Raw genomic sequence first — 13767 nt, 5'->3', positions numbered from 1 at the left:
TCAGCTGCCGATATTTCTTTGCACCGATCATGGCCGGCCAGCGCCATAGACGATTTTGTGGCTGCCCCTTTTTCCTACTTGGCGGCACCCGACCTGACAGGCTTATCTGCGCTGCCGAGCGGGTGATCGCAGGATGGAAAGCGTAATGCATGAGACCTCTCACGCGGGAGCGATTTGGATACGCGATGATCGGCATGCTATCGCGGTCGGCGTATTGGTTTGGACGCTGGTAGTACTGATGATCGTTCCAGATGGATTGGACTACAGCGCCCTGCATACTGCGCAGGCGCCGACAGCAGGATCACCGGTGACGCGGATGCTCTGGCTGGGGCTACTGGGGTTCGGCAGCGTGGTAGTCCTGTGGCGATCCGGGCTGGCTTGGTTAGTCCTGCGTTGGCTCAACCCGTTCCTGCCCGCGTTCTTGATCATTGCTCTGGCCAGTGTCACTTGGTCAATAGATCCCAGTTTAAGCATACGCCGGGATATCCGCTTTATCACCTTCATGATGATTGCCTTGGCCTTCATGGTGATCGGGTGGCACGGACGCCGGTTGCAGAGCGTGATCCGCCCTATTCTCACCATCATGCTGGGTGGATCGCTGTTGTTCGGTCTGCTGTCACCGCAGTTGGCAATTCATCAGGAATCGTCGGCCGAGTTGGTGGGCGCGTGGCGCGGACTGACCAGCCACAAGAATGCCCTCGGCGCTCTGTCCTGTATTGGCCTCATCTTCTGGTTTCATGCCTGGCTGACCGGAGAGGTTCGGCCGGCCGTCGCTCTTTTTGGAACGGGACTCTGTGCCATATGCCTGCTCCTGTCTCGCAGTTCCACGTCATTAGTGACTGCGGCATTCGTGCTTCTTTTTCTTTTCATGTTCCTGCGCGCTCCTGCCGGACTACGCCGATACATGCCCATCGCCATCATTACATTCGTGGCAATGTTGTTGATCTATTCCATGGCCATCCTGCGCCTGGTACCCGGACTGGATGTGCTACTCAGCCCGATCGTGGCATTGACCGGAAAAGACCTGTCTTTTACGGGGCGCAGCGAAATATGGGCGATCATTGTGGAGCACATCCATTTCAGCCCGTATCTTGGAACCGGCTATGGCGCTTACTGGTCCCCCGTGCCCGGATCGCCATCGCTGGAGTTCCTTCAGCGCATGAATTTCTATCCGGGGTCAGCACACAACGGATATCTCGAAATCGTCAATGATCTTGGATTTGTCGGCTTGGCCTGCCTGATCGGCTATCTGGCAGCCTACATCAGGCAGTCGCTGCAACTGCTCGCGATGGACCGGCAGAAGGCCGCTTTGTGTCTTGCCTTGTTCCTGCAACAGGGGATTACCAATCTATCGGAAACCCACTGGCTCAGCGCCATGAGCGTCAATTGTGTCATCATGATGCTGGCCACTGCTGATCTCGCCCGCGCGCATTTGCAGCGCCGCCTGCAGCTGCATTTCGGCGACCCCACCGACAGCATTTATCGCTCGGTCAGTCTGCATCCGGTCAGCGCCCCCATATCTCTGGCGGAACATGAGGCGGCCCGGTGGACATGACCATAAACAGCCGCCGCCCGGCGACCGAAGCCATTCCATCCCTGGATGGAATCCGCGCGATTGCTGTACTACTGGTCTTTTTTGCGCATGCGGGACTCGAGCACATTGTACCCGGGGGCCTGGGTGTCACCATATTCTTCGTATTGAGCGGCTTTTTGATCACGACGTTGATGCGCTCTGAATATGCATCAACGGGAACCGTCTGCTTTCGAACTTTCTACTTGCGCCGCTTCCTGCGCTTGATGCCGCCACTGCTGATCGTGATCGGCGCCACGGCCCTGCTTTCGGAGCACAACATTGTAAAGGGCCACTTTACAGCGGATGGGCTATGGGCGGTGCTGCTTTATCTCGGCAACTACTTCGTCATCTCCCATGACTTCGCCGGCATTCCGGCGGGAATCGGCGTGGTGTGGTCGCTGGCGGTCGAGGAGCATTTCTATCTGTTCTATCCGCCGCTGGCCCTGCTGATGTTGAGGTCGGGACGCGGCAACAGGTCGGCGGCACTGCTGAGCGCACTTTGCGCCGCAGTGCTGGCATGGCGCTTCTGGCTCATGCTACACGGTGGATCCGAGGCGCACCTGACCATGGGTACGGATACGCGCGTTGACGCCATCCTCGTCGGGTGCGTGATGGGTTTATGGCGCAATCCGTGGCTCGATACTGCGGCCAAGCGTTGTCAGCATCGTGACCGACTCGTGGCCATCACCTGCGTCCTGGTACTGATCGGCACCCTTGCCTGGCGCGGCGAGGCGTTTCGGCTAACGGCCCGTTACACCATTCAGAGTCTGGCTATCGCCCCGCTGATTTACCTTGCGGTGGCGCGTTCGGCAAAGGCTCCCTATCGCTGGCTGAACAGCAAGCCCATGGTTTATCTCGGGACGGTGTCCTACTCCATCTATTTGTCGCACCAAGTCATCATGTTCATGATCGTTGATAACTGGCCACACCTCGGCTGGGCTGCCGCGACAACTCTGACTGCAATTCTGACACTGGCTGTAGCTGAGCTGATGCGGCGCTGGGTGGAGCGACCATGTGCACGGCTGCGCAAGCGCCTGCACCGCCAAGTTACGGTATCGCGCAATTCGACGGTTCCGGCCCCAGTGAACCTACGATGAATGGTTCCCCCATCCTATCCTTGCACGACGCACATCCGGATATCGCGATCGATGCACTGAGCCGGCATGTCGGCCCGGTATTGCTGGATCTGGACGAAACACTTTACCTCGGCAACTCCACGGAAGATTTCATCGATTGTGCCCATCCAGGAGTCGCAGCCCTGCTGCTACTGCGGCTGCTCGATATGATTAAGCCCTGGCGCTGGACTGGCGGCGAATCCACCCGCGACAGCTGGCGCGTTCGGTTGGTCAGCACTTTTTTCCCCTGGACTCATCGACGTTGGCGCAAACGGGTGACGAGCCTGGCGGCCCGTTTCACCAATCAACGCCTGTTGAATGCGGTGAAATCCCGTGGATCCTCACCGATCATTGCCACGGTTGGCTTCGACGGCATCGTTACCCCACTGGTAGCGGCCATGGGGCTCCCGGAGGCGGTCATCGTTGCGGCGCGGGTGAATCACTGGCAGGATCGCCGGGGCGGCAAGCTGGACTTGGTCGTTGGGGCCCTGGGGGAAGATGTCGTCAAGGCAAGCCTGGTCATCACCGATTCGGTGCAGGACCTCCCGCTGCTCAACGCGTGCGCCCGGCCTCTGCGGACCACTTGGCCACAGGCGCGATTTCGCCATGCCCTGAGCGCCATTTATCTACCCGGCCAATACGTCTCGCGGGTGAAACGGCCCGGTGAACGCTACATATTTCGCGGAATCCTGCAGGAAGATTTCGCCTACTGGGTGCTCAGCTCCATCGCACTGGCCGCAATTCCGGGACTGCATCTCCTGGGCCTGTTGTTCTTGCTGATCTCCTTCTGGGCCGTGTACGAAAGAGGTTATGTCGATAACGATCTGGTGGCGGAGCGTTATGAATCGCATCCCAAGCTGACTTCGGCATTTTTTGACGCACCAGTCGCTACGCCCGCCGTGCAGCCCTGGATTTGGGCGCTGGCATGTGGCTATCTCGGCATTTTACTGCTGCGCTGGCCGGGTGCGGCGACGCCGCAGGATCTGGCCACATGGATGGCCGCGCTCGGTCTGAGCCATCTCTCATTCCTGCTTTACAACCGTCTGGACAAGACAACGCGTGTCTGGATGTATGTCGGCCTGCAGTTTGCCCGCACCACGGTCTTTGCCGCGCTGGTGCCGATCAGCCCTGTCGGGGCGCTGGCACTGGCCGCTCATGTCATGGCGCGCTGGCTGCCATACATCATCTACCGCCTCGGGCAGCGTAGCTGGCCGGATGCCCCGCTGTGTCTGATCCGCCTGTTTTTTCTGACACTCCTGATGTCGATGCTGGCCTTGACCGAAGGGCTGTCCCTGCTCATGAACTGGACCACACTGGCGCTTTTTGGCTGGACGCTTCTGCGAGCGCGTACCGAGCTTTGGGCGGTTCTGAAAGCTGCGCATTTCCTATCCAAGCCCAAAGTGGAGCCTCGCCAGTGAGCGTCAGTCTGTGCATCGCAACACATCGACGCAACGAACAGCTGCGCCAATTGCTCGATGACATGGTTGCCCAGACGCTATCTCCGGCCGAGCTTGTAGTGGTTGACAATACCGCAGAAGGAGGGGCTAGGGAGGTGGTGGAGCAGCGCATGCGGTATGGCACACCGTTCCAGATCCGTTACGAAGTCCAGCCGATCCAGAATATCTCGCTAACACGGAATCGCACCGTCGACCTTGCCACCGGAAGCTGGATTGCATTCATCGATGACGACGAACGCGCGCAACCGCCGTGGTTGGAATTGATGCTGGCTACCGCTGAACGCTATCGGGCTGACGTGGTGCTTGGGCCGGTCGAACCGATGCTGCCGCCGCAGGCGCCTCCGTGGATCCGTCGCGGCAGTTTCTATAATTGGCCTCGCATGACCACCGGCACCGTGGTTCCAGCCAACCTCCTGCGCTTCGGAAACGTGTTGATGCGCAGCGAACTGCTAAAGGGCGACGCCCCCCCCTTCGATCCGGCCTACGGACTGACTGGCGGGGAGGATGGCGCAATGCTCACCCGGCTGGCGCGGCGCGGTGCGCGGATTGTTTGGTGCGATGAAGCGGCGGTAGTTGAGCCGGTGGCGCCAACTCGACTTTCACTTCGCTGGCTGTGCCTGCGCGCTCTGCGCGGGGGACAGGATTTTTCCCGGCATACGCTCGACGGCGGCTACGGAGCGGCCACGCACACGCGAACAACTTTACTGGCGCTGCGGTCACTTGCCCAGATGCTGGTCGCCGGCAGCCTCGTGCCTTTGACACTTCCCCTCGGTCGTCATCAGGCGGCCCACTGGATCATCAAGGCGACCGCGAATTTCGGCAAGCTATCCCTGCTGTGTGGTTGGCGCTACGACGAGTACGCCCGGAGAACATCGCCATGACGCTGTTGTACATGTTCCTGCTGCTGTTGGCATTGCCGGCTGTAGCGGCCTCCGCCTATTTACTCACTGCGACGTTGCTATCCGGGGCTTTACCTCCGGCAACGCGTTCGTCACGCAAGTTGCGCTTCGATATCGTCGTCCCCGCACACGATGAGGCCACGGTAATCGAGCGCGCTGTGACCAGCCTGCGGCGGCTTGACTGGCCGGCTGGAAAATTCAGAATCCTGGTAGTTGCCGACAACTGCGCGGATGCCACAGCTGCATTGGCGCGCAACGCGGGAGCCACAGTCATCGAACGACGCGACCTCAGCAACCGCGGCAAGGGCTATGCCCTGGACTTTGCCTTCAACAAGAGTCTGAAGGACGCGATCGCCGATGCCGTTGTCGTAGTGGACGCGGACAGCGAGGTCTCGGACAACCTGCTGGAAGCCTTCGCCGCCCGGATCGAGAATGGCGCCGTGGCAGTACAGGCCCACTATGGCGTTCTCAATCCCCTAGCCTCGTGGCGAACGCGTCTGATCACGATGGCCAAGGCTTCATTTCACATAGTGCGTTCCCGCGCCCGCGAGCGACTCGGATTATCTTGCGGTATCCGTGGCAATGGCTGGTGTGTCACTCATGCCCTGCTCAGAGAGTTGCCGTTTTGCGCCTATTCCATCACCGAAGATCTGGAATACGGCATCACGCTCGGACTTGCCGGGTACCGCGTGCATTATGCCGACGAGGCGCATGCCAAGGGGGAAATGGTGTCCGGCGGCGTCGCAGCCGGAAAGCAGCGGCAGCGCTGGGAGGGCGGGCGCATGCAACTGATTCGCACCCGCACCCTGCCCTTATTGCGAGCAGCCTTATATCGGCGCAGCAAGGTATGCCTGGACTTGGCGCTTGATCTGCTGGTATTGCCCCTGTCCTACGTATCGATGAACATCGCCGCACTGATTGTCTGCTCCGGCATCGCAATGTGGTGGCAACCTGAAGCAAGAATCTTGCTGTGGATAGGCGTGATCTGCGCTGCCAGCCTGCTCCTGTATGTGTTGCGAGGCTGGCGCCTCAGCGGACTTGGCAGGCAGGGCCTTTTCGATCTGATGTATGCGCCGTTTTTTGTGCTTTGGAAAATCCCGGTCATGCTCGGCCGACGCGAATCGGCGGGCTGGGTCAGCACAGAGCGGGAGCGCGCTTGAATAAGATTCACGGCATCAACCGCCTATTGAAACTGTTCAGCAGCGCGGTCATCGACCAGGCGCTCCTGTCCGGGGCCAGTCTATGCGTTGGGCTGATCTTGATCCGCCGCAGTACAGACTTGCAGTACGGGTATTACATACTGGCAATAAATGCCCTGCTGCTGCTGACATCGCTGCAGAGCGCGTTCTTTGCCCCATCCATGGTCAACCGTCTGACGCACCTGAACCCAGCCGGACGAGCCGATGTTGTCGGCGGCCTGTATCGCGCACAACGCCATATGTTGATTCCGGCCTGTGTCGGAGCGGTGCTCGTCACCGCCGTCCTTTGGTGCGGCGGAGTGCTCGACCGCCATACCGGGCCACTGGTCCTTGCCGTGATCGGCGCCGCGTTGTTGACACTGAACCGGGAATATTTTCGAATGGTGCTGTTGGCTTATCATCGGCCGGCAGACGTGCTCAGAAGCGACGCCGTATTTGTCGCATTGCTGATTCCGGCGGCCTTCCTGGCCACATGGCTTTCAGCCCCCTCGCTCGGGGCCATTCTTGGCCTGACGCTCTCCGCTCTGGTTGGCGGCCTGCTGCTGGCAGGCTTCCTGCGCCGCCATGAACCCTGGAACATCGCCGGCAGTCAGGGGATCCTGCGCCAGATTGCGCCTTTCGCACTCTGGTCAACGGCTGGAGCGGCCGTGCATTGGACCTTCAGCCAAGGCTATAGCTATCTGGTCGCCGCGACACTGGATGTCCAGGCATTGGCATCCATTGCCGCGACTCGCCTGCTGATGATGCCGGTGAATCTGCTTTCGACGGGTTTGGGGACAATGATGTTGCCATTGGCTACGACCTGGCTGGCGGCGCATGGCGCGCAGGCTGTGCTGCGCCGCCTGAGCTTTTTTGCGGCTGCGGTAGCCGGTATCGCACTGTGCTATTTCGGGGGCTTGTGGCTATTCCGCGACTGGATATTCGCGACGATCCTGAAGAAATCCTTTGCCCACCGCGACCAGCTGCTGCTGCTGTGGTTCTCTGCATTTCTGGTGATGGTGATCCGCGACCAGTTGATATACCTACTGGTAGTGCACTCGCGTTTCCGGGCACTCACGGCGATCACTGCCGTAAGCGCGCTGGCATCCCTCATGGCCAGTTACTGGGCCATGCGCCATATCGGCGAAATCGGCGCCCCGCTTGGCGTACTACTCGGGGAAATAATCAGTGTAGGCGGCATCCTCGCCCTATCGCTGCGAGAGAGCAGTGGGCCACTCGCGATTCCAGGTTGACCTTCTTGCAGCCGACACGCGTCAGGGAGCGAAACCTGGCTTGTGCTGGCTGCTGTTTAACCGCCCTGCGGTTCTCGGAAAATCTGGACTGGCAGCAATCCCGGCACCGAGCCCCGGCGCGGTCGTTGGCCCCGCGCCGCGCGCCGACAGGGAACGCAGACGATCGTACTCGCTCCGAACGGCGTCATAGCACTCGCAAGATTTTTCTACTAGTGCGTCACGGTCTAAAACTGTAAGAGCGCAACGCCCAACCTCGATCACACCGGATTTTTTCAGTCTACCGATAGCCTCGGTCACGCCTTCACGACGCACGCCAAACAGGCTGGCCAGCCGTTCATGTGTGGTAATCATCTTGTTCGAACGGGAACGGTCGATGTAACTCAGCAGGAGACGGCTGAGCTGCTGGTCGATCGTGTGGAAGCGGTTGCATGCCGCAAGCTGTGCGGTTTGCAGAAACAGGGCCCGGAAATACTGCAGGAACACCTGCTGCGCCTCGCCGCCAGCTTCGAAGGTCTTTCGCAATGTGCTCACCGGCAGGCGATAGGCGAAACCTGGCATATCGACCACGGCACGGCCGCAAGCCACGTCGCTCCCAAGCACGGCCAGGATATCCGCCATGCCCTCATTGCCGATCATCGCCATCTCGGTCGAGAACCCCTCAACGGTTTCCTGGGATAGCGTCAATACGCAATCGATAGGAAAGTATAAATAGCGTATGTGTTCACCTTTTTCCCAGAGAACCAGGCCGAGGGGCATCGGCACCTGTTCCAGCTTCTGCTCAAGTTCCGCCCGCACCGGACCCGGCAGCAACCCGAGAAAGCGATTCTGCTGCAGACCGCGACGTTCGGGGGCTTTTGCGTATTCCCCCCGATCCTGACTGCGCCGTCCGAAACTCGCGCCACTGGCGGGGTTACGCACCCGTTTCGCGGCGGTGATGACAATCTTGTCGTCATCATCCAATGAGGTTTTATTTACGACAGCATCGAGCTCCGGGATGCTGCTTCGGATAGCCCGAGCCAGGAAATACTGGCAATGGCCGGACTGATGTTCCGCCCGCAGGGTCCCTGAAGCCATCATGGTCCTTATCGATGCAGCCAGATCCGAGCGCCGAAATCCGGTCGCTTCCCACAGGCGATACAGATTTCGCGCATTGACCGGCCCCCGCCCTCGCGGCGCATTGGCCGCGAATAACTCACGTAGCGCTATTTCTGCCGGCAGCTCAAATTCTTTCATCGCGCCCCCTTGGTGGATCTTTGATTACGCTACTTAGTATGGTGCCGAACAAAAGAATCCGGATTGATCTGAATCAAGTTGGGACGTTTGATTCCGGCTATGCAGGGTTCTTAGGTCGCTGATTGGCGACGCACCAGATCTGGGCCGTTCACAACGGCTGCCTGCGTGAGTCGACAGTGGGGGCTGACTATTCCGGCCCGATTTCTTCATTCCCGCTCCCCGAATATTCGCCAAAAGGTGCCGATCAGCGGCTGCAGAGTGCCGATGAGCGGCACTTGCTTTTAAGGTACCGTCCGCCGAACGGCGCGAATGCAGCCATTTAACGTGGGCAATCCCACAGACTCTCCGTGAAAGACGAAGGTGGCGACACCGGATCGCTTGTTGCCGCGAGCAATACACGAACTGGTTACCCCCCAAACCAGAAACTGGAAATACATCGCCATGAACTTCAGTCGCATCTTCGGAGCGCCACCGGCGTCCAATCAGCCGGTCGCAATCGAGTCGGGACCCCGATCCAAGAGCCCTCGCCGTTCCGTGTGGACCGCCCCTATTGGCCTAAACACCATGCGCGTCGGAAGCTTGTTGTCCGTCTTGACGCTATCCCTGGTCAGCGCCGGGGCGAATGCCGCCACCACCTACCCGCAGCAACTCGTCAACTCATTCTCACCGGCTTCAGGTGGGACCGGCACGATCGTGACCCTGAACGGCGCAGGCTTCACCGGTTCGACTCAGGCCTGGGTTGGAAACGGGCACGATGCCGCTCTGCGTGTGCTCAGCGACACTCAGGCAACGATCACCGTTCCCGCCGATGCGACGACTGGCGCCGTTGCGATCCTCAATCCATCGCATGCGGCGTTTACTTCCACCGCATTCACCACAACCAAGACCACGACGACAGCCACCACCTATCCGCAGCAGGTCATCACTACGATTTCGCCGGCAAGCGGTCCGGTGGGGACTGCTGTGACAATTACGGGCTCCGGCTTCACCGGATCGAACCAGGCATGGGTCGGCAACAGCCATACCGCAACCGTGAAGGTTATCAGCGATACCCAGGCAACCGTCACAGTTCCCGCCGATGCAACCAGCGGTTCGATTGCGCTGATCAACCCCGCGCACTCCGCTTTCAGTCCCTCCACATTCGCGGTCACTGCCAGCTCGGCGACCCTGCCGCAACCGATGATCGGCAGCTTCACTCCAACCTCGGGTCCCGTAGGTACGGTCTTGACTGTATCCGGCTCTGGATTTACGGGTGCCAATGCTGCATGGATCGGCAGCGGACATGATGCTGCGCTGAAAGTGGTCAGCGATACGCAGGTGAAGATTACCGTACCCGCAGATGGAAAGACCGGACAGGTGGTTATCCTCAACGCCAAGAATGCGGCCTTTTCACCTGGCTCATTCACCGTGGCCACGGCCTCCAGCAGTTCCTCAAGCAGCTCCAGCAGTTCGTCCAGCAGCAGCTCGAGCAGCTCTTCCAGCGGTAGCTCAAGCAGCTCCAGCAGCTCCTCAAGTGGAAGCTCTAGCAGCTCGAGCAGCTCTTCCAGCGGCGGCACCACGAGCAGCTCTGGCGGCGGTTCTTCCAGCAGCAGTTCGAGTGGCGGCACCGGTGGGCTCTCCATTCGCGTGCAGGGCAACCAGTTCGTCAATGGCTCTGGACAACCGGTGCAGTTGCGCGGCGTGAACTTCAGCGGCTTCGAATTCGTCGCTATCGGCGGCTGGTCTCCATCCGATCCGTCAGGGGCGCAAGCTGGCCAAGCCGGAGGTCCGAACTGGACCGCGATGAAGAGCTGGAAGGTGAATATCGTGCGCATTCCGCTGAACGAAGCGTCCTGGCTGGGCTACAGCTGCACCGATACAAGCGGCGTGGTGCATAATCCCGACCCGGGTAACAACTACAAATCCGCCGTGGCCACGCAGGTTGCGCAGGCAAATGCTGCGGGACTGTATGTAATTCTCGACCTGCACTGGACGGCACCGGGTACGGCCTGCCCCATGCTACAGACCCAGATGGCCGATGCCGATCATTCCTTGGACTTCTGGACCAGCATTGCCACCCAGTTCAAGAGCAATCCGGCCGTGATGTTCGAACTGTTCAACGAGCCTTACTTGAATTTCGATTTCACGGGCAACACCTGGTCTTACATGATGCTGGGCACCAACGGCTCGTTCAGCGGCTTCCCCGCCACCAGCGGCACAGGCAACTGGAAGGACGTCAAGCAGCCCTGGGCGATTGCCAGCTATCAGGCCATGCTCAATGCAGTGCGCGCCACCGGCGCGACCAATGTGGTGCTGGTCGGTGCAATGCAGTACACGCAGGATCTGAGTGGCTGGCTCACCTACCGTCCGAGCGACCCACAAGGGCAGATGGCTGCCACTTGGCACCCTTACCCGACCTTCGGTACCACTTGGGGCACCGCTGCCTACGCCCAGCCGAACTATGCCCCCGGTGTATACACCGACGTGCAGAACATTCGCGCCGCAGGTTTCCCGGTCATCGCCACCGAAACCGGTGATCTGAACGCAACAGGCACCGTTGGAGCGCCATTGGTCTCCACCGTTACGGCCTTCGCGGACCAGAACGGCGTGAGCCTGCTTGGTTGGACCTGGGACACGTGGGGCGACTCATCGAACGTTCTGATCAAGGACGTCAATGGGACGCCGACCGACGGATATGGCCAGGTATTCCACGACTGGCTGGTCAACCACGCTCCGTGAGCCGTCGATGATGAGCTGAATCCCGCCGCGGCACGAAGTCGACAGCTTCCTGCAGTGCCGGGTAGTTTGGGGGAGCCCCCGGAGAGAAATCTCCGGGGGCTTTTTTGTACGCCGCAGCTACGCCACCGACGAACGGTCGGAACGAAGCGGGAAATGTCGGTTTTGGCACCATGCCAAGTGCGCTGTGTCGCCTCTAATAACCTGCTGTCGCCAGCCAGCAGATTCCGACATACGCGCCAAACGAGGTTTTGACCCGAACGTGACAGCTCGCATCATATTGTCCATGACCGCGGCGCTGATGCTGCAACTCTGCGCTTGTTCCGAGAGCCCGGGCGGCAGCGGATCATCAATGAGCAGTTCATCCTCTGATAGCCAAGCCGCTCCTTCAAGCGGCAGCTCCAGTTCGAATGGAACGAACACCTCTCCAAGCACCGGATCCAGCGGCGGTTCCAGTTCCGGCGGGCTTTCCGCTTCTTCGAGCAGCGGTTCCGGCGCCAGCTCGGGAGCGCAGAGCGCGTCCTCCAGCGGCGCCGGTTCGAGCTCCGGCACCACCTCGAGCGGAGGCGCTTCACACGGCTTGGCGATCAGCGTGCAGGGCAACCACTTCATTGACGGCAACGGCAAGCAGGTGCAACTGCGCGGCGTCAACTACAGTGGATTTGAATTCGTTGCGATCCAGGGCTGGAGCCCTGGAGATCCTTCCGGGGGCCAGGCTGGCCAGGCAGGCGGCCCCAATTGGGCTGGATTGAACAGCTGGCGCGCCAACGTCTTACGTCTACCCCTGAACGAAGCTTCCTGGCTCAACAACAGCAGCTGCGTCGACACCAGTGGAAAAATCCACAGCCCGGATCCCGGCGGCAACTACCAGTCGACGGTGAAAACGCAGGTTGCTCAAGCGAATGCAGCCGGCCTTTACGTGATTCTCGATCTACATTGGGCGGCGCCTGGAAGTACCTGTCCGATGTTGCAGACACAAATGGCGAATCTCGATCATTCCTTGGCGTTCTGGCGATCGGTCGCCGCAGCATTCAAAGACAATCGCGCAGTGTTGTTCGAGTTGTACAACGAGCCCTATCTCGACGGTATAAACGGCAGTGCGTCGGCCTGGGAGGTGATGATGCGCGGCGGCACGATAAGTTACTACCCGGCGACAAGCGGCGAAGGAAAATACCAGAGAATTGTCACTTCATGGAATGTTGCCGGCATGCAGGCGATGCTTGATTCCGTGCGCCAGGTAGGGGCCCAGAACATCGTACTGGTTGGCGGCATTGCATATTGCAACGACATGAGCGCATGGTTGGCGAATGTCCCAAGCGATCCGCTGGGGCAAATGGCTGCCGCATGGCATCCCTATCCACCGCAACAGCTCGTTTCCGGCTTCAGCCTATCGGCAGCCGGCAGTGGCTACAGCGTCTCCGATACCATTACCCTGCCCCAACCCAATACCGTCTATACGCCGGCGAAGTTCACCGTCACATCGATCGGTTCCGGCGGAAGCATAACCGGGGTCGGCATTACGCAGAGCGGCGCTTATCTGCAAACGAGCTTGCCCACTGGTCCCGTGACCCAGGATTCCACTTCAGGCAGTGGCAAGGGAGCCGCGTTTTCGCTTCGCTTTTCCAACCTTTCCTCCACTTGGTCCATGCCGGCCAACTGGCCTGCCGTGCAGTCCATCGCGTCACGCTATCCGGTGGTGATTACAGAGGTGGGTGAACGCAACCAGCCTGGCACTTCCGGCGCTCCGTTTCTGCAGCAGCTTCTACCCTACGCGGACACGCATGGATGGTCCGTAGTGGGCTGGGCCTGGGACGTCTGGCTGAACAATGAAAACGTGCTGATCATGGATGCACACGGTACGCCGACTGCGGGCTATGGACAGGTCTTCCATGACTGGATGATCGGCACGGCCTGGCAGTAGCGCCATCCGGGATTTTTCCGGCGGCAATCCGGCTTGGGATTGCCTCTTTTTCTCCGCCCCAGTGGCTGTTCGGTCGAACTTATTGAGCCTTGCATAAATAGTTGAAACTATTTTTGCTGTTTGTGGTCTGCCGCTGTGGTAGCTTGGAGGGCACCAATGGCAGAGCCTCAGAAAGCATCGGATTTACAGCGACGGCGACTCAAGGCTGGTCGTCTGTTGCAGCAGGGTGTGCACCAATCGGAAGTCGCCCGGCGCGTGGGCGTCAGCCCTGAGGCGGTGCGCAAATGGCGGCTGAAGCTGGAGGCTGAAGGTCCGGGGGCGCTCAAAGATGGTCGCCGCGGCCGTCCGGCGGGATTGGATCAGGCGCAGCGCCGTGAATTGGTCAAAGCCCTCAAGGTCGGGGCGGTCATGCAGGGATTTCCT

Annotated in this window: 11 protein-coding genes; 9 read left to right on the top strand and 2 right to left on the bottom strand. The window is 59.9% G+C overall.

Annotated features, from left to right (window positions below; translation table 11 throughout):
- Positions 1 to 145 precede the first annotated feature (145 nt).
- From BP26_RS0113405 to BP26_RS0113380, 6 genes are read left to right on the top strand one after another with little or no spacing between them, the layout of a single operon-like run.
- The gene (locus BP26_RS0113405) at positions 146 to 1555 is read left to right on the top strand and encodes an O-antigen ligase family protein (RefSeq protein WP_029921093.1); all 1410 of its coding nucleotides are present in this window, start codon (positions 146 to 148) and stop codon (positions 1553 to 1555) included.
- Positions 1552 to 2670: an acyltransferase family protein gene (locus BP26_RS0113400; protein ID WP_051748945.1), complete on the top strand. Its 1119-nt coding sequence runs from the start codon at positions 1552 to 1554 to the stop codon at positions 2668 to 2670. The genes BP26_RS0113405 and BP26_RS0113400 overlap by 4 nt, the downstream gene beginning before the upstream one ends.
- Complete coding sequence (locus tag BP26_RS0113395) at positions 2667 to 4106, top strand: HAD family hydrolase (RefSeq protein ID WP_169740704.1); 1440 nt, start codon at positions 2667 to 2669, stop codon at positions 4104 to 4106. The genes BP26_RS0113400 and BP26_RS0113395 overlap by 4 nt, the downstream gene beginning before the upstream one ends.
- Entirely contained in the window at positions 4103 to 5026 is a 924-nt protein-coding gene (locus tag BP26_RS0113390; RefSeq protein WP_029921090.1) for a glycosyltransferase family 2 protein, read from the top strand. The genes BP26_RS0113395 and BP26_RS0113390 overlap by 4 nt, the downstream gene beginning before the upstream one ends.
- Positions 5023 to 6204 carry a glycosyltransferase family 2 protein gene (locus BP26_RS0113385; RefSeq protein ID WP_029921089.1) on the top strand — a complete coding sequence of 394 codons (1182 nt, stop codon included), beginning with the start codon at positions 5023 to 5025 and terminating at the stop codon, positions 6202 to 6204. Before BP26_RS0113390 ends, BP26_RS0113385 begins: the two co-directional genes overlap by 4 nt.
- Positions 6201 to 7475, top strand: coding sequence for a lipopolysaccharide biosynthesis protein (locus tag BP26_RS0113380; protein WP_051748944.1), 1275 nt, complete (start codon positions 6201 to 6203; stop codon positions 7473 to 7475). The genes BP26_RS0113385 and BP26_RS0113380 overlap by 4 nt, the downstream gene beginning before the upstream one ends.
- A gap of 21 nt (positions 7476 to 7496) precedes the next feature.
- Here BP26_RS0113380 and BP26_RS27640 read toward each other — a convergent pair whose 3' ends face one another.
- Positions 7497 to 8708: a Crp/Fnr family transcriptional regulator gene (locus BP26_RS27640; RefSeq protein ID WP_084183064.1), complete on the bottom strand. Its 1212-nt coding sequence runs from the start codon at positions 8706 to 8708 to the stop codon at positions 7497 to 7499.
- Between the two features lie 591 nt (positions 8709 to 9299).
- Between BP26_RS27640 and BP26_RS28600 the strand changes: the two genes are divergently transcribed.
- Positions 9300 to 11426, top strand: coding sequence for a cellulase family glycosylhydrolase (locus BP26_RS28600; RefSeq protein WP_084183063.1), 2127 nt, complete (start codon positions 9300 to 9302; stop codon positions 11424 to 11426).
- 117 nt (positions 11427 to 11543) lie between these two features.
- Here BP26_RS28600 and BP26_RS30125 read toward each other — a convergent pair whose 3' ends face one another.
- Positions 11544 to 12035 (bottom strand): hypothetical protein, encoded by a 492-nt coding sequence (locus BP26_RS30125; RefSeq protein WP_029921084.1) that lies wholly within the window; start codon positions 12033 to 12035, stop codon positions 11544 to 11546.
- Here BP26_RS30125 and BP26_RS0113355 point away from each other — a divergent pair.
- Together BP26_RS0113355 and BP26_RS28595 are read left to right on the top strand one after the other, a co-directional pair.
- Positions 12004 to 13344, top strand: coding sequence for a glycoside hydrolase family 5 protein (locus tag BP26_RS0113355; protein ID WP_084183061.1), 1341 nt, complete (start codon positions 12004 to 12006; stop codon positions 13342 to 13344). The two genes, BP26_RS30125 and BP26_RS0113355, sit on opposite strands and share 32 nt — an antisense overlap.
- A gap of 156 nt (positions 13345 to 13500) precedes the next feature.
- Positions 13501 to 13767 (top strand): helix-turn-helix domain-containing protein (locus BP26_RS28595; protein ID WP_084183310.1); only part of this gene is annotated, 267 nt, incomplete at its 3' end.

This window comes from Nevskia soli DSM 19509, assembly GCF_000711955.1.
GTDB lineage: Bacteria > Pseudomonadota > Gammaproteobacteria > Nevskiales > Nevskiaceae > Nevskia > Nevskia soli.
This window is presented reverse-complemented; position numbering and strand designations above follow the sequence as displayed.

Bases quoted from the DNA above. Each gene is read 5' to 3' on its own strand.
- BP26_RS0113405 (WP_029921093.1), top strand. From the start codon at position 146: ATGCATGAGACCTCTCACGCGGGAGCGATTTGGATACGCGATGATCGG.
- BP26_RS0113400 (WP_051748945.1), top strand. From the start codon at position 1,552: ATGACCATAAACAGCCGCCGCCCGGCGACCGAAGCCATTCCATCCCTG.
- BP26_RS0113385 (WP_029921089.1), top strand. From the start codon at position 5,023: ATGACGCTGTTGTACATGTTCCTGCTGCTGTTGGCATTGCCGGCTGTA.
- BP26_RS27640 (WP_084183064.1), bottom strand. From the start codon at position 8,708: ATGAAAGAATTTGAGCTGCCGGCAGAAATAGCGCTACGTGAGTTATTC.
- BP26_RS0113395 (WP_169740704.1), top strand. From the start codon at position 2,667: ATGAATGGTTCCCCCATCCTATCCTTGCACGACGCACATCCGGATATC.
- BP26_RS30125 (WP_029921084.1), bottom strand. From the start codon at position 12,035: ATGAAGTGGTTGCCCTGCACGCTGATCGCCAAGCCGTGTGAAGCGCCT.